The organism is Myroides sp. C15-4 (assembly GCF_050522745.1).
Classification (GTDB): Bacteria; Bacteroidota; Bacteroidia; order Flavobacteriales; family Flavobacteriaceae; genus Flavobacterium.
In genome coordinates, this window is the sequence record NZ_JBMVQX010000002.1 from 20,542 (window position 1) to 44,776 (window position 24,235).

Consider the following 24,235-nt stretch of genomic DNA (forward strand, 5'->3'; position numbering starts at 1 on the left):
GTGTTTTCTGAATTGAATAGATTGTTGTAATTTAGAAGAAATTAATCAACAAAATAAAGAATTATGGCAAAAAAAGTTTTAATGTTAGCAGGTGATTTTGTGGAAGATTACGAAGTGATGGTTCCTTACCAAGCCTTGTTATCTGTAGGGGTAGCAGTAGATGTAGTTTGTCCTGGAAAGAAGAAGCATGATATCATTGCAACGGCAATTCACGATTTCGTTGGATTCCAAACCTATGCGGAAAGCAGGGGACATAATTTCGTGATTAACAAGAGTTTTGATGAAGTAAAAGTAGAAGATTACGCTGGATTATATGTTTGTGGTGGACGTGCGCCGGAATACATTCGATTAAACAAAAGAGTGATTGAGATTGTACAGTTCTTTTTTGAAAAGAATTTGCCTATTGCTGCAATTTGTCACGGCATTCAGGTTTTAACACCAGCTAATGTCTTACAAGGAAGAACCCTGACAGCTTATCCAGCTGTAGGACCAGATATCGTTGTAGCAGGGGGAACCTATAAAGAAATTGATGCGGATAAAGCGATTACGGATGGCAATTTGACTACGTCACCGGCTTGGCCAGGACATCCAGCTATTTTGAGCGAATTTTATACGTTATTAGGAATCAAAATAGGATAGTAGCTATCATTTAGTAGTTTGCGCGGCGAAAAGAAGAACACTTGTAAAACATTTCTTATTTTAGCAGCGCAAATTTTTTATTTATGATTTCAGAACTACAATTCCAAGCCGAATTAAATCAAATTATAGTCAATGCAATACGAGAAGACGTAGGAGATGGCGATCACAGCTCCTTGGCATGTATCCCTGTAGAGGCAAAGGGTAAAGCTCAAGTCTTAGTTAAAGAAGAGGGCATTATTGCGGGAGTAGAATTTGCTCAAATGATTCTAAACTACGTGGATGCGAGTTTAGTTGTTGAGGTGTTTATTTCGGATGGAACGGCAGTAAAAGTAGGGGACGTTGTATTAACTGTAGCAGGATCTTCTCAATCTATTCTAAAAGCAGAACGCTTTATGTTGAATGCCATGCAACGCATGAGTGCGATTGCAACGAAAACACGCGTTTTTGTGGATGTACTAGAAGGTACAGGAACGAAAATTTTAGATACGCGTAAAACGACTCCAGGTATTCGCGCCATTGAAAAATGGGCCGTGAAAATAGCAGGTGGTGAAAACCATCGCTTTGCCTTGTATGATATGATCATGCTCAAAGACAACCACATTGATTTTGCCGGGGGAATAAAAGAAGCCATTGACAAAACCAATCAATACCTCAAAGCGAATAACAAAGCATTAAAAATAATTGTAGAAGCTCGTAATTTGGATGAAGTAAAGCAAATTTTAGCCTGCGAGAATGTCTACCGCATCCTCTTGGATAATTTTGACTTTGAAACTACAAAAGAAGCTGTCGCCTTAATCGGGAATCAATGTCAAACAGAATCATCAGGGAATATCGACGAAACAACGGTTCGCACCTATGCGCTTTGTGGCGTAGATTTTGTTTCATCTGGAGCCTTGACCCATTCGGTTCACAATATGGATTTAAGTTTAAAAGCTGTTTTATAACAAAGACTAAAATGGGGATATGTCAGAAGTAGAGGATAAGTTAGATCGGATACCTATCATCAATAAAGTTGTTCGAGGATTGAAACGAGTGAAGTTTTCTTTCCTGGATGGCTATTCCCTTTACGATTTAATCGAACTGTATTTGGTCGGTATTATCAAAGGAGCTTTTTCATATCGCGCAGGTTCTATTGCCTTTAGTTTCTTTATGGCTTTGTTTCCCTTTGCGCTTTTTATTCTGAATCTCATTCCCTATATTCCTATAGACAATTTTCAGGCTGACTTTTTACAGTTTATCGAAAATTCAGTACCCCCAAATACCTATGAAGCTATTCAATCTATTATTCTCGATATTATGAATAATAGTTATAAGTCTTTGCTTTCTTCGGGATTCTTATTGTCTATTTTCTTGATGACCAATGGCGTATTTGCTATTATTGGCGGATTTGAGTCGTCCTATCACATTACGATTTCACGCAATATTATTCGACAGTATTTAGTAGCCTTAGCCTTGTCCTTGATTCTGTCTTTTGTCTTGATTTTTTCTGTTGCCTTTTACGTGGTACTTGAAGTCTTGATTTACCGATTTTCCATTGGCGTGAATTGGTTGGTCTGGTTGCGTAACCTGTACTTGTTACTCGTTGTTTTACTGACCACCTCTATTTTGTACAAATTTGGCGCTAAAGAAACCAAGAAAGTATCGTTTATTTCTATTGGTTCGGTCTTTACAACTATTTTATATGTCGTAACCTCTTACGGATTTGGGGTATACGTGCTTCGATTTGCACGTTACAACGAATTATATGGCTCTATCGGAACATTGTTAGTTGTGATGTTCTACTTGTGGATCAACTGTATGATCCTATTGTTGGGTTTTGAATTAAATTTAGCGATTCGTAAGATTAAGTTAAAAAAATAAGTATATTTGAGTGTATTGTTTAATCTAAATCGCGAAAATATGATGAGAAATTCAATGTTAATACTCCTGTTTTTACTAGGAGGAGTATTTTTAGCACAAGGACAGTCGATTGTTGGTAAATGGAAAACATTTGACGATAAAACGGGGGATGCCAAGTCCATCGTCGAGATTTCAGAAAAAGGAGGGAAATACCATGGAACAGTCGTCGAGATTTTAAACCCAGCGAAAAAGAATTCCAAATGTGAGCAATGCCCAGGAGAGGATAAAGGAAAACCTATTGAAGGTTTAACAATTATTAAAAACTTGACCAAAAAAGGAGAAGAATATACAGGAGGAAGTATTATTGATCCCCAATCGGGAAAAGAATATAAATGTTCCATTAAAACTAGCGGAAAAACTAAATTAGAAGTCAAAGGATATATAGGGATTTCGTTAATAGGACGAACCCAAACTTGGACTAAAATGTAAAAGAAATAAACGAACAAGAGGGTGCTCCAAAAGGTCATCCTCTTTTTTTAGCTACTTCATGCACCTTTGTCCAAATGTCAATCGTCATGTCAACATAATACGTGCCCAATGCGTCCATGGACTCACTACTTAGTGTTCTCCTAGAAATCTTCTAGAAAAGTTGTTTTTTCTTCTCTTTTCTATTGGATCGTATACCAAGTCAATATATAATTTCGCCCTGTAGGGGCTTTCGTTTAGCTTCTTTTTTTTGGGTTGAAATTGAGTAGGTTAGTTGTTTTTGTTTTGTTAATTCGACGTAGAAATCAAAAAAGCGTTCGTATTTTTAATGGTCTATGTTTACTAAAAAGAAAATAAGATGAGAAAATTACTTTTTACGTTATTGTTTGTATTGGGAGGATTGCTGTCTATGCAGGCGCAAACCGAATATTCTATTGTAGGAAAATGGAGAACCGTTGATTCTAGTGGCAAAGGAAAGGCAATTATCGAGATTAAAGAAAATAAGGGCGTATATACAGGAAGCATTTTCCGTGTTTTAGATCCAGAGAAAAAGGGTAAAAAATGCGAAAAATGCCCTGGATTAGATTCGACAAAAAACTATGAGGGTTTAACCATCATTAGAAATATGGAAAAGAAAGAGCGAAATAAGTATGGTGGTGGAACAATTTTAGATCCAGAAACGGGAAAAGAATACCAATGTTCATTTAAGTTAGTTGGTTATAGTACACTGGAAGTAACAGGAGTTGAAAGTATTCTATTACTAGGGAAAAAACAAACGTGGTCTAAAGAGTAATCGATCGTTTATTCTTTACTTTTCTGACGTGTTTTTACTGCTATATATAGCTATTTCATCAACCTTTTTATACCTGAAAGGAAAAGGGGGTGAGAATTTGAGGCTTATCTTTTGTAGGCTTAGTAGATAGTTGTAAGCGGTTTGTTGTGATATGCATGAAAAAAGTAGATCGGTTTAGGAAGTCTTGATCGTAAAAACAGGATGGTTTTGCTCGCTATATCCAGGAGTAGGGGCATAAAAAAAGGGAGTAAAGGGGTTAAAAGAGCTGAAATGCATGAACCAAATTGGGTAAGTATGATGGAGATATGAGGTAAATCTCGTACTTTTGGAATTCAAAAAATCAAAGACTATTTTTAATTCGTTATAATTTAAAGATCAAATGAATAGAGTATTGGTGTGTTTTTTGTTGCTTGTAAGTGTAGGGTGTATGACGTCAAAGTCAACGCATCAGCCTTATTTGTATGACAATGGACCCGATTTTGTAGTGGAAGGTATGTATCGCATTGTCGATGAAGAGGGGAAGATGGGATTTGCAAATGTCAAAGGACAGGTGGTTATTAAGCCTCAATTTGCCTTTGTTTTTCCTTTTAAAAATGGAGTGGCAAAAGCAACTTTTGAAGGAAGAAGCAGAGAAGTTTCGGGATCTCGTGGAGAATATCACTATTGGGATAGCCCTTCATGGTTCTATATCGATCAAAAGGGAAACATTGTTTCTGAGAAAAAAACCAATTAAATTCGTTTAACTTTTATTGTAGGCAAAGGCGTCCGTCTTTGTTGTGATTAACAAATCCATTCATGCATTACTTTGTTGAGGTCATTGTGCCTTTAGCTTTAGATCCAACGTTTACCTATCGAATTAACGAGGTCGAATTTGATTTTATTCAAATTGGAATGCGCGTAGCCGTGCCTTTCGGGCGAAACAAAGTTTATACGGCCTTGGTGGTTGAGAAACACCATCGACAGCCCGCTTTATACGAAGCAAAAGATATTCACGAAATTATTGATATTGAACCTGTTGTAACCCCAGGTCAAATTAAGTTTTGGCAGTGGTTGGCAGACTATTATATGTGTACACTTGGTGATGTATACAAAGGAGCTATGCCTTCGCGTTTGTTGTTGGAAAGTGAAACTATTATTCAATGGAACGATAAAGCAACTATTGAATCAGCTGATTTGGATGATGCAGAGTATTTGCTGTATGAAGCCATGCAGATTCAATCTATCCTCAAATTAGATGAAGTCATCGCTATTCTCAATCGCAAGCAAGTTTTTCCTGTGATCAATAGTTTATTGACCAAAGGAGCCATTTTGTTGCAAGAAGAGATGGTCGAAAAATACAAGCCCAAGCAAATTCGCTATGTGCGTTTGAGCGAAGCCTACACGCAGGAAGACGGCTTGACTAAACTCATGGAAGTTGTTAGTCGTGCAGCGAAGCAACGCGAATTGGTTTTAAAATACTTTCAATTACAAGCGGTTCAAAAGAAACCGATTAGCGTAAAGCAACTCATTGAAGAAGGTGATAGTAGTCAGGCAATTGTCAATGGATTACTAGAAAAGGGGGTTTTTGAGTCTTACTATATGAATCACGATCGCGTGGTGTTTGATGAGGCCTCTTCTGATGCGATTCAATTAACCGATGAGCAAAGCAAGGCACTTTGGGAAATCGAACAACAATTCAAAGAAAAAGAGGTGGTGTTGTTGCATGGGGTTACTGCTTCTGGTAAGACCGAAGTATACATCAAACTCATCGAAAAATATGTAGCACAAGAAGGCCAAGTGTTGTTTCTATTGCCTGAAGTAGGCATTAGCACCCAGTTGGTACAGCGTTTAACTGCTTATTTTGGCAATCAAGTGGCAGTGTATCATTCACGATACTCCCACAACGAGCGTTTAGAAGTGTGGAACCAAGTCTTACAACAGTCAGAAAAAGCAAAAGTGATCCTTGGGACGCGTTTGTCTGTTTTCTTGCCTTTTCAAGATTTGCGATTGGTTGTCATTGACGAGGAACACGATTCCAATTATAAACAACACGATCCCGCTCCTCGCTATCACGGAAGAGATGCCGCAGTTGTGCTGGCCATGCAACACAAAGCGAAAGTGTTGATGGGCTCCGCTACACCAAGCTTAGAAAGTTACTACAACGCTCATCAAAAAAAATACGGACTTGTAGCGTTGACCAAGCGCTATACCAATGTATTGCTACCTGATATTGTTTTAGTAGATATCAAAGACAAGTACAAGCGCAAACAAATGACAGGGCATTTTTCAGATCACTTGATTGATGAAATAAATCAGGCTTTGTCTTTAGAAGAACAAGTGATTCTCTTTCAAAATAGAAGGGGATTTTCACCTGTGGTGGAATGTATGACTTGTGGAGCTGTTCCCGAATGCCCACATTGTGATGTGAGTTTAACCTACCACAAGTACCGCAATGAATTGCGTTGCCATTACTGTGGGCATACCTTACCTATGCCTAAACAATGCGTGCGTTGCCACAGCGTTGATTTGAATACAAAGGGATTCGGAACGGAACAAGTAGAAGAAGAGTTGAGAGAACTGTTTCCCAACAAGCGCATTGCGCGCATGGATCAAGATACAACAAGGGGGAAATATGCCTATGAAAAGTTGATTGAATCCTTTGAAAATAGACAAATCGATATTTTGGTGGGAACGCAAATGTTAGCCAAGGGATTTGATTTTGACAATGTCAATTTGGTAGGGATTATGAATGCGGATAACAGCTTGTATCACCCTGATTTTAGAGCACACGAACGCGCCTTTCAAATGATGACGCAAATAGCAGGGCGTTCAGGTCGATTTGATAAGAAAGGAAAAGTAATCATTCAAACGTTTAATCCCTATCACAATATCATTCAGCAGGTAACTAATTACGATTATAAGTCGATGTATAAGGAGCAGATGTACGAACGTCATAACTTTCAATATCCGCCTTTTTACCGCTTAATTCGCTTGACCTTAAAACACCGCGATTTTGAGAAATTAAGAGAAGCTTCCTTTTGGTTGTACAACAACCTCAAAGGGCAATTGGGAATTCCTGTTTTAGGACCAGAAGAGCCCGCGATTAACCGCATTCGAAACCAGTATATTCGCGTGATTTTAATTAAAATACCACAACAAGTGATGTTGAATCAAACCAAAGGACAAGTAAGGCGAATCCTCAAGAGTTTTGAATCTATCGGAGCTTATCGTTCGGTTCATGTAGTGGCCAATGTAGATTTTTATTAGCAATAAAGATAGGAGAGCGATTTATCGCTCTTTTTTTATGGAGGTTAAGTTGTATTTTTGTAGCTTGGACTAAGATTTTAAAAACAAAAGGAAATGAGTCAACCCAAAATTGTAGTGTCAAAAGACGCAAGAGAAAGTCAAGATAATTATGACATCATCTATTCGAATATTACCTTCATCAATTTAATTCGCGAAGAAGCTGAAACCGAAGATCCAGAAGAAGACCGCGTTGATGAATTAATTCCACATGATGCTTTTTTAAGCTACTATGTCGATTATTATTTGTCTCAGTATGAAAATGGAAACTTTTCTCAGTTTGTGTACAATACAGGAGCAGATTTAGAATTGATCGATTGGATTATCGAAGGATTGGAAAAAATGGGATCAAAAGAACACCTGGCTTTGTTGAAAAAAAGGTTAGAGGTATTGGAAAATATGGATGAGGTAGTGCTAGAAGCCTTTATTGAAAGCGATTACTTCGGAAGCAACCCAACCCGCGATATTTTAAATGACGATGATTTCTTTAAAATAGAAGAAGACTTGATCGAATTAAATGCCAATTGGTTGAAACAACATCCCGAACTAGTAGCTTTATCCATTGATGAAATGTATGACTATGCAGAGCAATTGTTGGGTAAAAAAGTAGAACGCGAGTAGTTTTCTATAAAAGGAAACACTAGTTCAAAATAAAACCAAAAAAACTTTGGTAGATGTTATATAAAGTACTATTTTTGCACTCAATTTTATAACAAAATAAATTTTTATTTTATGAATCAATACGAAACTGTTTTCATCTTGAATCCCGTTTTATCTGAAACTCAGGTAAAGGAAACAGTACAGAAATTCGAAGAATTTCTTACATCAAGAGGAGCTGAAATGGTAGCTAAAGAGGATTGGGGCTTAAAAAAATTAGCTTACGAAATCCAACACAAGAAAAGTGGTTTTTATCACTTGTTTGAGTACAAAGTTGCTGGAGATGTAATCATCAACCTTGAAACAGAATTCAGACGTGACGAGAGAGTTATGCGTTTCTTAACTGTTGCTTTAGATAAACACGCTATATCTTGGGCTGAGAGAAGAAGAGAAAAATTAAAATCTAAAAAAGCTTAATTATTATGTCAACTATTGAGCAATCTGCAAAAGGAAAAAAAGACGGAGATATCAGATATCTAACGCCTTTAAACATAGAAACAAACAAAACTAAAAAGTATTGTCGTTTCAAAAAATCAGGAATCAAATACATCGATTATAAAGATGCTGATTTCTTATTAAAATTCGTTAACGAGCAAGGTAAAATCTTACCTCGTCGTTTAACTGGAACTTCTTTGAAATACCAAAGAAAAGTTTCTGTAGCGGTAAAAAGAGCTCGTCACTTAGCTTTAATGCCATACGTAGCGGATTTATTAAAATAATATAATACAAAAACAAGTTGTTGGTTTTCAACTTAGAAACCTAACTTCTTATTAAAAAGGACATCAACATGGAAATTATCTTAAAACAAGACGTTCAAAAATTAGGATTTAAAGATGACGTAGTAACTGTAAAACCAGGATACGGACGTAACTACTTAATTCCTCAAGGACTTGCAGTTTTAGCTACTCCTTCTGCAAAGAAAGTATTAGCTGAAAACTTAAAGCAAAGAGCGCACAAAGAAGCTAAATTAATCGCTGATGCTAAAGTTGTAGCTGAAGCATTAAAAGCAATTGAAATCAAAATCGCTGTTAAAGCTGGTGGAGATAAATTGTTTGGTTCGGTAACAAACCAAGATTTAGCTGAAGTATTTGCTAAAAACGGACAAGAGATCGATAGAAAATTCATCGCTTCTGGAGTTATCAAACGTTTAGGTAAATATGCTGCAACAGTACGTTTACACCGTGACGTAATTGTTGAAGTTGATTACGAAGTAATCGCTGAACAAGAGTAATTCATTTGAATGAAATAATATAAAAAGCCTTCCTCTGGAAGGCTTTTTTAGTTTAGCGTATAATTGTTTTGTATGCTTGTCATAACGCATCACCCATTTCTCATCACCCATTTCTACTAAAGCATGGATATAAAAAAACGATTTGATCGCATTCTCAGTATCTTTATTCATTTGCAATCCAAGCCTATTGTTACGGCTCAGGAATTGGCAGATCGATTCGAAGTGAGTTTGCGTACTATTTACCGCGATATTCGCTCATTGGAGCAAGCAGGAGTGCCTATCTATGGGGAGGCTGGAGTTGGGTATGCTATTGTTGACGGGTATAAGATACCGCCAACTTTATTCACAAGAGAAGAAGCGTTGAGTTTTGCAGCAGCGGAGAAAATTATGCAGGTCTATGTAGATCAGGAGTTAAATGATCACTTTACATCGGCTTTGTTTAAGATGAAAGCGGTGTTGCGTTCCACTCAAAAAGAAGAAGTATCAGGCATTGCACCTTCTATTGTGATGCGTTCCGATAAAACAATCTTCAATAAAAAAGTTCCTTCCGTCTTAGCTACGCTTTTTAAAAGTATTTCCCTCAAGCAACAAGTGCGCTTGGTGTATGTTAATGGAACAGAAAAAGAAGCAACTACTCGAATTTTAGAGCCTATTGGCGTGTTCTATGAAAATAGCTTTTGGTATTTTATGGCGTACTGTCATTTGCGTGAGTCTTACCGTCAGTTTCGATCAGATCGCATTCAATCCATTCAACTTTTGGATGCTGTTTTTACACAAGTACACAGGGAATTAGAGTTCTATTTGCCTAAAAAAGTGGTGGAGCAAAACGTAGAGGTGCGTATTTTGGTAGATAAACACATGGCTTCCTATTTGGTTTGGGATCGCAAGTACTACGGGTTTGTCGAAGAAGTAGATCGTGGAGAACAGGTAGAAATGCACTTTAAGATGAAAGATTTGGACAATGGATTTCCCCGTTGGTTTTTGATGTTTGCCGATCAAGCTGAGATTTTGCAACCTGTGGAATTGCAGGAGAAAGTCGAAAAACTACTGACTACTAGCTTGTTAAAGCACAAAAAATAAAGTCCCCTCAACGCATTGAAAGGACTTGGTTTGTTAAAAGGTCTCCCAGAAAAAAGGAGGTTCAATTCCCAAAGCACGTAGATAAACATACGCTTGTCCACGATGGTGAACTTCATTGTCAATGAAGTAAAAGATATGCTGTTGGATTTTTAAATCGTATTCACCAAATAACACAAAATTTTTTTGAAATTGTGCATCTGATATCAGGGGAAACAATTCGTTGATCTTTACTGTATCTGTATCCCATTGTTTTAAAAGTTCTGCTTTAGATTGAAAGGTTGGTTTTTCGTCAAATTTTGTTATTTGATCGGAAGTAATGGACTGTAAAGACGGTACGGCAATAGCGATTAGTTCGGCACACATAGCCGAAAAAGGACGCATACCACCAAGGGTGAAATTAAATAAATCCGTTTCTGGAAAAGCTTCGATTACTCTTCTTGTTAAACCTCTTTGACCTTGCCAGTGCTGTAAAAGCTGGGCATTGGAAATAATTGTAGTACTCATTTGTCGTGTATTTTACTTTGTTATACAGCAAATGTAAGCGGAGGGATTGACAGCGGTTTGTCAGTAGGTTTGCAAGAGCATTTTTTTTTAATCGGCTTAACAAAGGAAATAAAAAAATCCATTTTATAATTAGTATTTTTGTCTTTCAAAGAAATTATTATGAAGTATTCTCGTCTGACAAAAGAGCAATTTGAGGAGTTACATCCGGAATTTGTAAATTTTTTAGCTGCACAGCAAATCGATAAAAACGAATGGGATAAGATAAAAGAAGAAAGTCCAGCGATTGCTGAACAAGAATTGGATGTTTTTTCGGATTTAATATGGGAAGGTGTTTTGTCTAAAGCACAGTATATGGAGCACTACTCCAAAAACCATATTTTCTTATTTGGTTTTGATGAGCAAACCATCAATACCATTGTGATTAAGACGTTGCAACAAGATATCGATTTCTTAACTCAAGAAGGGTTGCAATGGTTGTCTGAGGCGGTTTTTACAGCAGAAGTGGAAGTGAAACACGGCGGAAAGAATTTCGGTGCGGATCGCAATGCTGAAATTTTTGATATTATCCGTCAGGGGGCAATTTTGAGTGATGGCGTATTGTATAGCCAATTTAAAGAAATGTTGAATCTATAAACGGGTGGTATGTCGGAAGTGAAAAATAAAATTGAAGCCCTTAGAACGGAATTGAACGAGCATAATTACAACTATTATGTGCTAGATAACGCTACTATTTCCGATTTTGAATTTGATCAAAAACTGAAAGAATTAGAGGCGTTAGAATTGAAGCACCCAGAGTTTTTTGATGCAGATTCACCTACACAACGCGTAGGGGGAATGGTAACGAAAAATTTCGAAACTGTTGTACACCGCAACCGCATGTATTCGTTGGACAATTCTTATTCTCAAGAAGATTTGTTGGATTGGGAAAAACGCGTACAAAAAATGTTGGGCGATGTTCCTGTGGAGTATACGTGTGAGTTGAAGTATGATGGAGCCTCAATTAGCATCACCTACGAAGATGGAGTACTTGTGCGTGCGGTTACCCGTGGGGATGGTATTCAAGGGGATGATGTAACGAACAATATCAAAACGATAAGATCAGTACCTATTCGATTAAAAGGAATGGATTATCCGAAGAGTTTTGATATCCGAGGCGAAATTATTTTGCCTTTTGCTGGATTTGCACGCATGAATCAAGAGTTAATTGAAATTGGAGAAACGCCGTATGCGAATCCCAGAAATACAGCGGCAGGAAGTTTGAAATTGCAAGATAGTGCGGAAGTTGCTAAACGACCTTTGGAATGTTTGTTGTATAATATAACTGGATCCGACTTGGGGTTTGAAACCCAATACGAAGGATTGGAAAAAGCACGTCAGTGGGGGTTTAAAGTACCTGCGGTTTCTAAATTGGCCAAAAGCATAGAGGAAGTATTGGAGTTTATTGCCTATTGGGATGTACACCGTCATAATTTGCCTTACGAAACGGATGGGGTTGTGGTTAAAGTAAATTCACTACACTACCAGGATGAACTTGGATTTACGTCTAAGTCTCCGCGTTGGGCTATTGCTTATAAATTTAAAGCTGAACAAGGCGAAACGCTATTGGAGTCGATTGTATATCAAGTCGGACGTACTGGAGCGATTACACCAGTGGCAAACTTGGCACCAGTTCAATTGGCTGGAACTACGGTTCGTCGTGCTTCCTTGCACAATGCCGATCAAATTGCAAAATTAGATATTCGCGTGGGCGATTATGTGTACGTAGAAAAAGGAGGAGAGATTATTCCTAAAATTGTAGGGGTCAATACCGCAGTTCGCTCTAGTGATTCTCAACCTACAAGCTATATTACAACTTGTCCAGAATGCGATACCCCTTTAAAGCGAAACAAAGGAGAAGCGCAACATTATTGCCCCAATGTCTATGGATGTCCACCGCAAATTGCAGGGCGAATCCAACACTATATCTCGCGTAAAGCCATGGATATTGAAGGACTAGGAGAAGAAACGGTCGTATTGCTATACAAAAGCGGGTTGATCAAAGATTATGCGGATCTCTATGAGTTGAAAAAAGAAGATGTCATGCCTTTAGAGCGCATGGCTGAAAAGTCGGCTGATAACCTAATCAAGGGAATTGAAGCGTCAAAGGCTATTCCTTTTGAACGCGTGCTATACGCTTTAGGCATTCGCTTTGTTGGAGAAACGGTAGCTAAAAAGTTGGCCAATCACTATAAATCCATTGATGCTTTAGCTGTCGCACCCATGTTGGAAATGATGACGGTTGATGAAATTGGCGAACGCATTGCGCAAAGTGTGATTGATTTCTTTAGCAATGACATCAACAAACAAACCATTGAACGCTTGAAGGCGCATGGTGTTCAAATGGTGCTGGAAGAAAAAGAATCAACGGTTGTGTCAGATGTTCTAAAAGGGAAAACGATTGTTGTTTCAGGTGTATTTACGCAAGTGAGTCGAGATGAATTAAAGCAAATGATCGAAGATCACGGGGGTAAAAATGGAAGTTCAATTAGCTCCAAAACAGATTATGTGGTGGCTGGAGACAAAATGGGACCTGCAAAATTGGAAAAAGCCAATCAATTGGGAATAACGATTTTGACTGAAGAAGAATTTTTAACGTTGATTAAATAATTTGTTGTTAAAGTAGCTAGTTTATTATTGCGCTTTTTCTAACTTTACTTCTTATCAAAGAATTATGTTTAGTACTTTCAAAAAGAAAACATTAAAAAAAGCGATTAATAAAGCGTCGTTGAAAGGGATGGAGTCAAATTATGACTTTCCCTTGCGAACGATCGGGATACTAATCGAAAAAAGTGAAGTATCGAAAGTGGATGAATTAATTCAGTCCCTCCGTCAAAACGGTGCAGTAGTAGAGCAGATTCATGTGTTGGTTTATACGGGATTGACAGGGGCAAAGCAATTGCAAGATCCTTCCTTTAGTTTGAAGGATTTTAGCATCATTGGCGATGTTCAAAATCAAGAAGTAAAAAAATTCATTGAGCAACCTTTTGACTTGTTGATTAATTTTTACGCAAAAGATATTGTACCTTTACTATGGGTGAGTGCAAAATCGAAGGCGAAGTTTAAAGTTGGAATAGCCACAGTAACGCCGCGAATCAATCACTTTAGTTTGGATATGCAGGAGCTACAAGCAACAGCTTATATCAAACATTTACTAAATTATATAACTATTTTTAAAACGAAATAAACGAATATGCAATCGCTAAAAGGTACAGGAGTTGCTTTGGTAACTCCATTTAAAAAAGATCAGTCTGTAGATGTTGATGCACTGCAAAACTTAGTGCATTATGTCACTCAAGGAGGAGTAGAATATCTTGTTGTTTTGGGAACAACGGGAGAATCTGCTACGTTGACTAAAGAGGAAAAGGAGTTAGTGAAGCAGACTGTTAAGCAAGCGAATGCAGGAAAATTACCGTTAGTTTTAGGTGTGGGAGGCAATAATACGGCTCAAGTAATTGAAGAATTGAATCCTGATAATTTAGCGGGATTTGATGCGATTTTATCGGTTTCACCCTATTACAACAAACCTACACAAGAAGGGATTTATCAACATTTCAAGGCAATTGCGCAAAAGAGTAGCTTGCCTATTTTATTATACAATGTACCTGGACGCACAGGAAGTAATATAAGTCCTAAAACGGTTATCCGCTTAGCAAATGAATTTTCAACTATTGTGGGAATTAAAGAAGCAGCAGGTGATATTGTACAAGGGATGGAGTTGATTAGACAATCGACTCGAAAGGACTTCTTGGTTATCTCTGGAGATGATGCCATTGCTTTGCCACTTGTATTGGCAGGAGGTGCAGGTGTGATCTCTGTGATTGGACAAGGAATTCCGCAACCATTTTCTTCCATGATCCGCTTGGGATTAGAAGGAAATATCAAAGCTGCTTTTGACTTGCAATACCAAATGATGCCTATCATTGATCTCATTTTCGAACAAGGAAATCCTGCAGGTATCAAAGCTGTGTTGACGAAGGCAGGGGTGATGGCTAATGAATTGCGATTGCCTTTGGTTGCTGTAGACCAAGATTTAGAACAGCGAATAGAAAAAGAATATAGTAAACTCAAAAAGTAAAATTATGTTATCGAAAAAATTGCAAGATGCTTTAAACGGACAGATTAAAATAGAAGGAGATTCATCTCAAATTTATTTAGCGATGGCAACTTGGGCGGAAGTTCAAGGATTTGAAGGAATCGCTTCTTTTATGTATGATCAATCAAACGAAGAGCGCACCCATATGCTTAAATTAGTTAAGTATATCAATCAAAGAGGAGGAGAAGCAACCATTCCAGCAGTAGCAAAACCTGAATTGGATTACGCTTCATTTAAAACGCTTTTTACTCAACTTTTTGCACACGAAGTATTCGTGTCTAAGAGTATTAATGAATTAGTGCACATTGCTTTGGAAGAACGCGATTATGCTACACACAATTTCTTACAGTGGTATGTATCAGAACAAATTGAAGAAGAAGCAACAGCCCGTACGATTTTAGATAAGATCAACCTGATTGGAGATGATAAAGGTGGACTTTATTTATTCGACAATGACATGAAGAGCTTTAGAGGAGATGCAGGCGCAACTGCTACTACGGCTTAATAGTATAAACAGACGTAAAAAGATGCCGAAAGGCATCTTTTTATCTTTATCTTAGCGATATGTATAGCGAAAAAATGAATATTTACAAACAAAAGTCGGCCAAGTTTATTGTTTTTTTTGTTTGCGCTATGTTGATTTTTTTTAGTCTTGTAACTGAAGACTATTGGTTCTTAGGTAGTATACTTATTCTTGTACTAGCGATCTACCTGTACACCGTTTCTTTTGATTATACGATTGGTCATACTGCTACGTCGCTTGTATTTGGCGTACGTAAAAAAAAGGAAATTCCCTTGGATACAATTCAAGAAATCAGCTTAGAAAACTTGGATTATACAGGGAAGTTCGGTGGTTATGGTTATCGTAGATTTCGCAAGCGATCGGCTTATACATTCAATGATTCAGGTAATTTCTTGTGCGTAAAAACCTCAGATCGAACATATTTTCTCTCCATAGAGGACAAAGCCTACTGGACGGATTGGCTAGACAAAGGTGTAGTTATAAGTGAAAAAGAATCAGCGGGTTACTAAAATATCCTGTTAAAATAAAACAAAAAAGACCTTTTTTTCTTTTTAGCAAAGAAAGGTTTTTGTATAATGCAATTATATAACTAAATTTGCAGTTGCTTTTGAAGTGCAATAACTCAAGCAGTGATTGTTTAATACCGAATAAACGAAATGAAAAAATACGTCGGATTATCTCTTTTAGCGTTAACTTTTGTAGGGTGTTCTCCTTTGCAAAAAGCTATGAAATCAGAAGATTTGGAATTTAAATCTAAAGTTGCAAATCAATATTATGAACAACAAAAGTATAGAAAAGCTATCCGATTATATGAACAAGTAGAGACTTCGTTTAGAGGTCGACCAGACTATGAGGATTTGTATTTCAACTTTGCAGAGGCAACTTATTTGACGAAAGAATACATGACAGCCGCAGAGCGATTTAAGCTATTCGCTGCTACGTATCCTAGAAGTGAGAAAAGAGAGGAAGCTTTGCTAAAAGAAATTAAATGTGGGGTAGAATTATCTCCTGTTTATTCTTTGGATCAAACGATTACTAATACAACAATCAATAAGTTACAAAAGTTTATTGACCAATATCCAGGTTCTGATTTTATTTTTGAAGCCAATTCAATCATGAGTCAGATGAATAAAAAGTTGGAGAAAAAGGCATTTGAAAATGCAAAACAGTTGAATACCATTGGACCGTATACGCGAAACTATGGGGCTGCAATTGTGGCATTGGATAATTTTATCTACGACTATCCTGGAACAGAATATAAGGAAGAAGCGTTGTTTTACAAATTGGATTCGGCCTATAAATTAGCAATGAACAGCGTATACAGTAGATTAGAAGAGCGATTAAATAATGCGAAAGGTATGTACGACGCCTTGTTGCGATTTAACGACGAAACTAAATACAAAGAGAAAGCAGATGACATGCTTGAAGATATAAACACAGAATTACAAAAAATTTCAAAATAATCGAAGCGTAAAATGGATTTAAAGAAAACAACTGCTCCAGTAAACACAATTACTTACAACAAAAGTAAAATTGAAGAGCCAACTGGTAATATCTATGAAGCTATTACTATTATTGCAAAAAGAGCTAGTCAAATCAACGTTGAAATCAAAAACGAATTGATCGATAAGCTAGAGGAGTTCGCTACGAATAATGATAGCTTAGATGAAGTTTTTGAAAACAAAGAACAAATTGAAGTATCAAAGTTCTACGAAAAACTGCCTAAAGCACAAGCATTAGCAGTTGAAGAATGGTTGGAAGGAAAAATTTCATACAAAGAAGTTAACAAATAACATATACTATCATATGTCAGTGTTAAGCGGAAAAAAAATATTACTAGGAATAACTGGTGGAATTGCCGCTTATAAAACGGCAGGTTTAGTACGTTTACTAATTAAAGCAGGTGCCGAGGTTCAAGTGATCATGACACCTGCTTCTCATCAATTTGTCACTCCTTATACCCTTTCTACATTAGCGAAAAGACCCGTTTATACGGAGTTCTTTCATGCAGAAGAAGGAGGAACATGGAATAATCACGTAGAATTAGCGCTATGGGCCGATGTAATGCTCGTTGCACCTGCCACGGCTAATGTATTAGCCAAGATGGCAAATGGACTATGTGACAACCTACTTTTAGCTGTGTATATGTCTGCGAAATGTCCTGTTTATATAGCGCCTGCTATGGACTTAGATATGTATGTTCATCCCTCTACAGCAAAAAATCTTACCACCCTAACGTCCTATAATCACGTGATCATTCCCGCAGAAGAAGGAGAATTAGCTAGTGGATTGATTGGAAGAGGACGAATGGCTGAACCAGAGACCATTGTGTCGACGTTAGAAGCTTCTTTCACACAAGATTTACCCCTTCAAGGTAAAAAAGTACTGATTACGGCTGGACCTACATACGAACCTATCGATCCTGTGCGTTTTATTGGAAATCACTCCTCTGGAAAAATGGGGTATGATATCGCCAAAGAAGTCGCTAAACAGGGTGGAGAAGTGGTTTTAGTTAGTGGTCCAACGAATCAAAAAATTGAGGATGCTCATGTGGAGGTCGTTCACGTGCTTTCTGCCCTCGATATGTACGAGGCTTGTCACCGCTATTTCGATCAAGTCGATGTAGTGGTTGCAGCAGCAGCAGTAGCAGATTACCGTCCCAAAGAGATAGCCACCCAAAAAATTAAAAAAAATGCAGAGGAATTTACCATTACCATGGATAAAAACCCCGATATTCTCGCTTCTTTGGGGGCGATAAAAAAACACCAATACCTAGTTGGTTTTGCCTTAGAAACGGAAAATGAAGTGGAACATGCCAAGCAAAAAATCACCAAGAAAAAGCTAGATTTAATTGTATTAAATTCGCTAAATGACACAGGTGCAGGTTTTGGAAAACCAACGAATAAGGTTACCTTTATCGATGCTGCATTTACGGTAGAACCCATGGATCTCAAATCAAAAGAGGAAGTGGCTCAGGACATTGTCAACAAAATAATTCAACACTATGAATAAACTTTTTGGACTTTTCGCTTATTTTTTTCTTTGGATCGGTACGAGCCAAGCGCAAGAATTAAACGCCAATGTGAGTGTGAATTTTGCACAAGTTGGAAATACACATCAAAATTATTTCCGCACATTAGAAAAGTCTTTAAAAGAGTTATTGAATCAAACCAACTGGACTTCACAACGCGTGAATCCCAATGAAAAGATCGATTGTACGTTTTTATTGACAGTGAGTTCTTTTGACAATAACACCAATGTCTCAGGGACGCTGCAAGTTCAATTTGGTCGACCTATTTTCAATACGACATATACAAGTCCGGTATTGAATTTTAACGATAAGGATATTTCTTTTAATTATACAGAATTTGAACCCCTTCGCTATAGTGCAGGAAGTTATGAATCCAACTTAATTTCCTTAGTCTCTTTTTATGTCAATATCATCTTGGGAATGGATAGCGATACGTTTTCGAAAGAAGGAGGTACAGCGTATTACCAAGAGGCATCACTTATTGCTTCTATGGCGCAACAATCGAATGCAAAAGGATGGAAACAAGGTGATGGAACGAATACGCGTTATGCGTTGGTGAATGACTTGTCTTCAGGTGCTAGTAGACCCTTTAGAGAGGCGCTATACAATTATCACCGCCTTGGGCTTGATACAATGAGCGAAGGATTAGAAGAAGGCAGAAACGGCGTGTATCAGGGTTTAAATGATTTAAGACAATACAATGCCGTGCGATCTAATGCCTTCTTGCTACGCGTATTTTTTGATGCAAAAACAGAGGAATTGGTCAATTTATACAGTGGAGTTACCGATCCAAATAAGAAGCGTGTGGTTGAAATATTACAAGCAATATCTCCCTTAAATGCTTCGAAGTGGAATAATTTATAAGTATCTTTCCATTGTAAAACAAAATAGTCTCGAATTATGCTTACTTCTTTGAGTATAAAAAACTTCGCATTGATAGATCATTTAGAAATTGAATTTTTTAAAGGTTTTTCTATTATTACTGGTGAAACAGGAGCTGGAAAATCAATTGTATTAGGCGCATTGGGTCTACTACAAGGGAAACGCGCTGATCTGGGATCACTGAAGAATAAGGAAGAAAAATGCGTGATTGAAGGACAATTTAGAGTTGATCCTTATAAATTAGAAGAACTGTATTCTTTTTTAGATATGGATTACGAACCCGTAACTATTATCCGAAGAGAAATATTGCCTTCTGGAAAATCAAGAGCTTTTGTCAATGACTCCCCTGTAAATCTTACTGATTTGCAAGAGTTAAGTGCGGTGTTACTCGATATTCACTCTCAACATCAAACGAGTGAATTAAGTGAGGAAACCTATCAAATTAAGGTGATTGACGCCATTGCAAAGAATGAGGAAACCTTAGAAGAGTATCAAAAACAGCTAAAAAAATACAAAGCAGCTCTTGCTGCACTGAAGCAGCTAAGAGAGGACGAAATAGAATTGCTGAAAGAGCAGGACTATAATGCTTTTCTTTTAGAAGAATTGGAGGCTGTTCAGTTGTCAACCATTGATCAGGTTGAACTAGAAAGTGAATTCGAAAAATTAAATAATGTGGAGCATGTACGCGAGAGTTTTGCCCTTGCTACACAGCTTTTAACCGCGGATCAAGTGGGGGTAATTCAAGGCTTAAAAGAATTGAGACAAACCCTCCAAAAAACGACAGCGGTTTCGAAAGATTATGAAGAACTTTACAATCGCGTCGTGAGTGCTGAGATTGAGTTGGCTGATTTGGCCAACGAGATTGAACGCGAAATAGACTATGTGGTATCTGATCCCGAGCGTTTAACTGTGGTACACGAGCGCTTACAAGTGCTCTACGCCTTACAGAAAAAGCATCAAGTCAATACGGTTGAAGAACTCCTAGCTATTGAAACAGGTTTGAATGACAAGGTGTTTAAAGTGGAGGAAGTACAGGAGAAGATTATCGCAGTAGAAAAAGAAATTGCAGCTTTGTTAGTGAAACTCGATGAATTGGCAGGTGTATTGTCAAAGGCAAGACAACAAGCAATTCCAGCATTGCGTAATCAATTGGTTGAAATTCTAACTTTAGTAGGTATGCCACATGCGACCTTCCAATTTGATTTTAAAACAGTAGATCACTATTTAAACAACGGAAAGGATCAAATGCAATTGCAGTTTTCTGCCAACAAGGGAATGGATTATGGTTTGCTTAAAAAAGTCGCTTCAGGAGGGGAATTATCGCGTATTATGCTAGCTATTAAAGCAATCTTAGCACGCTATTCGAACTTGCCAACGATTATTTTTGACGAAATTGATACAGGGGTATCTGGAGAAGTAGCAGATAAAATGGGAGTCATTATGAAAGATATGAGTACGCTCATGCAGGTGTTCGCCATTACGCACTTACCGCAAATCGCCGCAAAAGGTCATCAACATTATAAAGTGTTTAAAGCCTCTGAAGGAGAATCAACCACGTCAAAATTGATTCAATTAGATCCAGCACAACGCATCGAAGAAATTGCTCAAATGTTGTCAGGAAAAGATATTACAACTTCTGCTTTGCAACACGCAAAGGAGTTGTTGAACAGTTAACCAATCAGTAATCAGTTTACAATACAATTTTTCAGCACAGTTTTTCAGTACAGTTTTTCAACTGTGAACCGTAAACAGTCAACTGTAAACATAAAAAAAGCGACAATTGTCGCTTTTTTTATTACGGCTTCGCTTGTTCGAAGATCGTATGTGTTGTTTTTTGTTTCTCAATAATTCGGAAGTACCCCAAGGCTTCTTTTTCCGGTGTGGTTATGTTTTTTACATTTCCAATAATTCGACCACTTGGCACTTGAAAAGGTCCTCCACCGTTGCTAATGGCATCGAAAAAGCTCATGGCAAAATCGTAGTAATTTCTCGATATTTGTGCGAGTTCAATCTCTACTTTTTCTCCTGGTTTAGCATCTTCATCAACGATATACAGGGATTCCATGCGATTGCCAATAGAGAATTCGTTTGATACTACGCGTGGTTGAGGTGCTTTCTTTTCATACTGATAATGTAAATAGTAGTAATTTAAATTCTCATTCACACGCGGTGTATCCTGATAGTATACGCGCAATACGTAGTAATCTTTGTTGAAGTACTTTTCTCTTTTTTGCGTAATTTCAAGAATCTCAGGACTTGAAATATACTGTTCTTTTGCTTCGTAAATATCGTTGTCGTATTCAATATGTAGTTTAAAAACGGCTCCATCGGTTGGTTTTTCTATTTCAGTAGAATAATAGATTCCTGTTGTTCCCAATTCAAGGAAAGGAAATTTAGTACCTGTAGGGTCTTCTACCCAAACAACTGCCTTGTTTACTGGGGGGATTTCTGGATTGAAGTAATCGGTGGTTAAGCTTAATTTTACGTAGGCTGGAATGACCGTATCGGTAGCTGGAACGCGTTCAAAATCTAAATTGGCTTCTACCACCAATCTCGGTTCGGCAGTGGGTAGATCGATGTCAATTATCTCTGTACACGAACTCAGTGATAGGAGAAATAGAATAAAGATATAGGGTGATAATCGTTTCATTTGCTTAGAATTTAAAATTGTAGGTAACACTCGGAACTAGACCAAAAATAGACATTTTTTCTGCCTCATTTTTTCCGCGAATATCTTCATTTTCTCTAAAGGAAATAGACGCTGCATTGTGTCTGCTATATAGGTTGTAGATACCGAATACCCATTCTCCTTTCCATCTTTTTGTAGAATCTGGATTGGGTGTATAGGTGGCAGAAATATCCAAATGGTGGTAAGCAGGCATCGTATTTCCGTTTCGATCTCCAAATTTGGGAACACGTAGACCTAAATATTCATATTGCCCTTCGGGATAGGTAATAGGACGGCCTGATTGCAGGGTAAAACTCGCTCCAAAAGACCATTTAGGATTCAACTCATACATGGCTGTAATGGATAAATCGTGTAATTTATCATAAGAAGCACGGTACCAGTTTCCGTTATTGATTCCCGGTTCATCAGCTGTTCTTCCTGGTGTTCGTTGTTCTGCTTTGGATAGGGTATAAGCAACCCAACCCGTCAGTTTTCCAAGGTTTTTTCTAACGAGTACTTCTAAACCATAGGCACGAGCTTCTCCGTTTAGAATGACGCGTTCAATTGCTTCATTTCCTACTAATTGTGCGCCGTCGATGTAATCAATGCTGTTTTTTACTTTTTTGTAGAACACTTCTGTTTCTAAACTGTATCTCCCCTCCGCAAAGTTTTGGAAATAACCCAAAGCAACTTGATCTGCTAGTTCAGGATCCGTGTATTTACCACTGGGGGTCCAAATATCCAAAGGCGTTGGAGCTGCGGTATTAGACATTAAGTGGATGTATTGCGTCATGCGGTTATAACTGGCCTTGATGGATTGATCATCATTGATGATATAAGCTACACCAATTCTTGGCTCTAGGTTATTGAACTGCTCAATGGATTTGTTTTTCTTGTAATAGGTTGTTTCCAATATATCAGCCATTTTGTACACTCCTAATTCACGGTCGTATCGAACGGGTTGATTATTGGCATAGGTATGCTCAATTCCCTTTCCTTTGGCATTGAAATGAGAAAAACGAAGACCGTAGTTCACGCTAAAATGCTGACCGAAATTTTGTTCAGCTTCTACGTAAACACTGCTTTCTGATGCGTATTTATTGTCTATTTTCTTGTAGTTGATCGAAGAATCACTTGTTGTTGGTTTGATGGTTCCAGGATAGAAAATATATTCTGTATGCCCAACACCATAGCGCAATTGCAAGGCAGGGTTAATGTCGTGTAAGAAATCATATCTTCCTTGTATACTCTTAATCCCATTGGTCCAGTTAAATCCTACGAGGTCTAAATCGAGGTCATAATCGTAATGACTCGTTGTCAACGATAAATTACCTGTTAGTTTATCACTGTATAGGGTTCTCCAATCTAAGGTAACGGCTAGGTTACCAAAGCTATTTTTCATCAAATCAGTAAAACTGAAAATATCCCTTCCGTAATAAGCCGAAAAATTGATTTTATTTTTTTCATTGATATCAAAGCTCAATTTGGTATTGATGTCATAGAAATAGGCGGAGTTTTTGTTATCTGTCAGTTTGAGAAATAGGTGGGCATAAGAGCCACGTCCAGCAATGAGGAAAGAAGATTTTCCTTTTTGAATGGGACCTTCGGCTAAGAGTCGGCTTGAAATAACGCCAATTCCCCCTTCAAAGGCATAATCGTTCTTATTTCCGTCTTTTTGGTACACATCGAGTACAGAAGAAGCTCTTCCTCCAAAACGAGCGGGAATTCCCCCTTTATATAGTTTTAAATCTCGGATTGCATCTGCATTAAAAATCGAAAAGAACCCAAAGAGATGGGAGGAACTATAGACACTCGCTTGATCCAATAGAACTAGGTTTTGCCCAGCACTTCCCCCACGTACATTGAACCCCGCCGCTCCTTCTCCTGCATTGGTCACACCTGGCAATTGAAGAATGGACTTCAAAATATCCGTTTCACCTAAAACTACTGGAATTTTCTTTATTTCTTCCGTGGTCATTTTATTGACACTCATTTCGGGTTTTCGAATATCGGCTTTGTTTTTATTTTGTACAATCACTACCTCTGACAGTTCGGATGAATCTGTTGTGAGTACAAAATTGAGGGTTTGATTTTTCGTTAATTGGATCGTAGTAGAGCGATCGGTATAACCGATATACGATATTTTTAAGGTGTAAGTTCCTTCCTTTAATTCGATCGAGTAATGTCCTTTCTCATCGGTAATTACACCATTATTGATCTCATCAATATAAATCGTCGCCCCAATTAAGGGCTCTTGGTTATCTTTGATCGTTCCTTGTAAGAAGTAAGTGGATTGACCTTTTATCCCCATAGTAATAAAAAACAGTATAAATAAAAGAAATACCGTTCCACGTTGACCATATAGCATCGTACTTAAGAATTTATTTAAATACGAAAGTAACTAAGTTTCTTGTCTTTTTTAACGAAGACTATACAAATGACGAAATTTTTATCTTAATGGTCTTTATATAAGTTTTTTGCAATCAAT

At 37.6% G+C, this 24,235-nt stretch carries 26 protein-coding genes; 23 read left to right on the plus strand and 3 right to left on the minus strand.

Translation table 11 applies throughout. The annotated features are described in order from the left end of the window. Positions 1–63 precede the first annotated feature (63 nt). The 12 genes from ACPDHL_RS01150 (at position 64) to ACPDHL_RS01205 (ending at position 10,007) form a co-directional block, all read left to right on the plus strand. A complete protein-coding gene (locus ACPDHL_RS01150; RefSeq protein WP_430530972.1) occupies positions 64–639 on the plus strand; it encodes a DJ-1/PfpI family protein in 576 nt (191 codons plus the stop codon). Positions 640–722: 83 nt separating this feature from the next. After that, a complete protein-coding gene (gene nadC / locus ACPDHL_RS01155; RefSeq protein WP_430530973.1) occupies positions 723–1,583 on the plus strand; it encodes a carboxylating nicotinate-nucleotide diphosphorylase in 861 nt (286 codons plus the stop codon). A gap of 19 nt (positions 1,584–1,602) precedes the next feature. Then, positions 1,603–2,499 (plus strand): YihY/virulence factor BrkB family protein, encoded by an 897-nt coding sequence (locus tag ACPDHL_RS01160; protein ID WP_430530974.1) that lies wholly within the window; start codon positions 1,603–1,605, stop codon positions 2,497–2,499. 42 nt (positions 2,500–2,541) lie between these two features. Further along, complete coding sequence (locus ACPDHL_RS01165; RefSeq protein WP_430531102.1) at positions 2,542–2,967, plus strand: DUF2147 domain-containing protein; 426 nt, start codon at positions 2,542–2,544, stop codon at positions 2,965–2,967. A gap of 355 nt (positions 2,968–3,322) precedes the next feature. Beyond that, positions 3,323–3,757, plus strand: a complete 435-nt coding sequence (locus ACPDHL_RS01170; RefSeq protein ID WP_430530975.1) for a DUF2147 domain-containing protein — start codon at positions 3,323–3,325, stop codon at positions 3,755–3,757. A 427-nt stretch (positions 3,758–4,184) separates the two neighbouring features. Further along, a complete protein-coding gene (locus ACPDHL_RS01175) occupies positions 4,185–4,490 on the plus strand; it encodes a WG repeat-containing protein (RefSeq protein WP_430530976.1) in 306 nt (101 codons plus the stop codon). 62 nt (positions 4,491–4,552) lie between these two features. Continuing rightward, on the plus strand, positions 4,553–7,003 hold the full coding sequence (gene priA / locus ACPDHL_RS01180) for a replication restart helicase PriA (protein WP_430530977.1): 2,451 nt from the start codon (positions 4,553–4,555) through the stop codon (positions 7,001–7,003). Positions 7,004–7,096: 93 nt separating this feature from the next. Then, on the plus strand, positions 7,097–7,660 hold the full coding sequence (locus ACPDHL_RS01185) for a DMP19 family protein (protein ID WP_430530978.1): 564 nt from the start codon (positions 7,097–7,099) through the stop codon (positions 7,658–7,660). Between the two features lie 111 nt (positions 7,661–7,771). Next, the gene (rpsF, locus tag ACPDHL_RS01190; protein ID WP_002987044.1) at positions 7,772–8,113 is read left to right on the plus strand and encodes a 30S ribosomal protein S6; all 342 of its coding nucleotides are present in this window, start codon (positions 7,772–7,774) and stop codon (positions 8,111–8,113) included. Between the two features lie 5 nt (positions 8,114–8,118). Next, positions 8,119–8,415 (plus strand): 30S ribosomal protein S18, encoded by a 297-nt coding sequence (rpsR, locus tag ACPDHL_RS01195; RefSeq protein WP_002987043.1) that lies wholly within the window; start codon positions 8,119–8,121, stop codon positions 8,413–8,415. 68 nt (positions 8,416–8,483) lie between these two features. Beyond that, the gene (rplI, locus tag ACPDHL_RS01200) at positions 8,484–8,927 is read left to right on the plus strand and encodes a 50S ribosomal protein L9 (protein ID WP_430530979.1); all 444 of its coding nucleotides are present in this window, start codon (positions 8,484–8,486) and stop codon (positions 8,925–8,927) included. 123 nt (positions 8,928–9,050) lie between these two features. Beyond that, entirely contained in the window at positions 9,051–10,007 is a 957-nt protein-coding gene (locus tag ACPDHL_RS01205) for a helix-turn-helix transcriptional regulator (protein ID WP_430530980.1), read from the plus strand. Positions 10,008–10,040: 33 nt separating this feature from the next. On the opposite strand, the gene ACPDHL_RS01210 is transcribed toward ACPDHL_RS01205, so the two are convergent. Then, on the minus strand, positions 10,041–10,511 hold the full coding sequence (locus ACPDHL_RS01210; protein ID WP_430530981.1) for a DinB family protein: 471 nt from the start codon (positions 10,509–10,511) through the stop codon (positions 10,041–10,043). A 159-nt stretch (positions 10,512–10,670) separates the two neighbouring features. On the opposite strand from ACPDHL_RS01210, the gene ACPDHL_RS01215 reads away from it, so the two are divergent. The 11 genes from ACPDHL_RS01215 to recN all read left to right on the plus strand — a co-directional run bounded on the left by ACPDHL_RS01215 (position 10,671) and on the right by recN (position 20,753). Further along, positions 10,671–11,144, plus strand: coding sequence for a DUF6495 family protein (locus ACPDHL_RS01215; RefSeq protein WP_430530982.1), 474 nt, complete (start codon positions 10,671–10,673; stop codon positions 11,142–11,144). A 9-nt stretch (positions 11,145–11,153) separates the two neighbouring features. Next, entirely contained in the window at positions 11,154–13,157 is a 2,004-nt protein-coding gene (gene ligA / locus ACPDHL_RS01220) for an NAD-dependent DNA ligase LigA (RefSeq protein ID WP_430530983.1), read from the plus strand. Between the two features lie 64 nt (positions 13,158–13,221). Continuing rightward, a complete protein-coding gene (locus ACPDHL_RS01225) occupies positions 13,222–13,734 on the plus strand; it encodes a DUF6913 domain-containing protein (protein WP_430530984.1) in 513 nt (170 codons plus the stop codon). 6 nt (positions 13,735–13,740) lie between these two features. Further along, on the plus strand, positions 13,741–14,625 hold the full coding sequence (gene dapA, locus ACPDHL_RS01230; RefSeq protein WP_430530985.1) for a 4-hydroxy-tetrahydrodipicolinate synthase: 885 nt from the start codon (positions 13,741–13,743) through the stop codon (positions 14,623–14,625). Between the two features lie 4 nt (positions 14,626–14,629). Further along, positions 14,630–15,148: a ferritin gene (locus ACPDHL_RS01235; RefSeq protein WP_430530986.1), complete on the plus strand. Its 519-nt coding sequence runs from the start codon at positions 14,630–14,632 to the stop codon at positions 15,146–15,148. 74 nt (positions 15,149–15,222) lie between these two features. Then, positions 15,223–15,675 carry a hypothetical protein gene (locus ACPDHL_RS01240; protein WP_430530987.1) on the plus strand — a complete coding sequence of 151 codons (453 nt, stop codon included), beginning with the start codon at positions 15,223–15,225 and terminating at the stop codon, positions 15,673–15,675. Positions 15,676–15,822: 147 nt separating this feature from the next. Next, a complete protein-coding gene (locus tag ACPDHL_RS01245) occupies positions 15,823–16,629 on the plus strand; it encodes an outer membrane protein assembly factor BamD (protein WP_430530988.1) in 807 nt (268 codons plus the stop codon). Positions 16,630–16,641: 12 nt separating this feature from the next. Then, positions 16,642–16,959 carry a DNA-directed RNA polymerase subunit omega gene (locus ACPDHL_RS01250; RefSeq protein ID WP_430530989.1) on the plus strand — a complete coding sequence of 106 codons (318 nt, stop codon included), beginning with the start codon at positions 16,642–16,644 and terminating at the stop codon, positions 16,957–16,959. A 13-nt stretch (positions 16,960–16,972) separates the two neighbouring features. Then, a complete protein-coding gene (gene coaBC / locus ACPDHL_RS01255; protein WP_430530990.1) occupies positions 16,973–18,178 on the plus strand; it encodes a bifunctional phosphopantothenoylcysteine decarboxylase/phosphopantothenate--cysteine ligase CoaBC in 1,206 nt (401 codons plus the stop codon). Further along, the gene (locus ACPDHL_RS01260; protein WP_430530991.1) at positions 18,171–19,061 is read left to right on the plus strand and encodes a DUF4835 family protein; all 891 of its coding nucleotides are present in this window, start codon (positions 18,171–18,173) and stop codon (positions 19,059–19,061) included. Before coaBC ends, ACPDHL_RS01260 begins: the two co-directional genes overlap by 8 nt. Positions 19,062–19,097: 36 nt before the next feature. Then, positions 19,098–20,753: a DNA repair protein RecN gene (recN, locus tag ACPDHL_RS01265; protein WP_430530992.1), complete on the plus strand. Its 1,656-nt coding sequence runs from the start codon at positions 19,098–19,100 to the stop codon at positions 20,751–20,753. Between the two features lie 121 nt (positions 20,754–20,874). Here recN and ACPDHL_RS01270 read toward each other — a convergent pair whose 3' ends face one another. Further along, positions 20,875–21,729, minus strand: coding sequence for a DUF4249 domain-containing protein (locus ACPDHL_RS01270; protein WP_430530993.1), 855 nt, complete (start codon positions 21,727–21,729; stop codon positions 20,875–20,877). Positions 21,730–21,733: 4 nt separating this feature from the next. Beyond that, a complete protein-coding gene (locus tag ACPDHL_RS01275; RefSeq protein ID WP_430530994.1) occupies positions 21,734–24,115 on the minus strand; it encodes a TonB-dependent receptor in 2,382 nt (793 codons plus the stop codon). Positions 24,116–24,235: the final 120 nt, after the last annotated feature.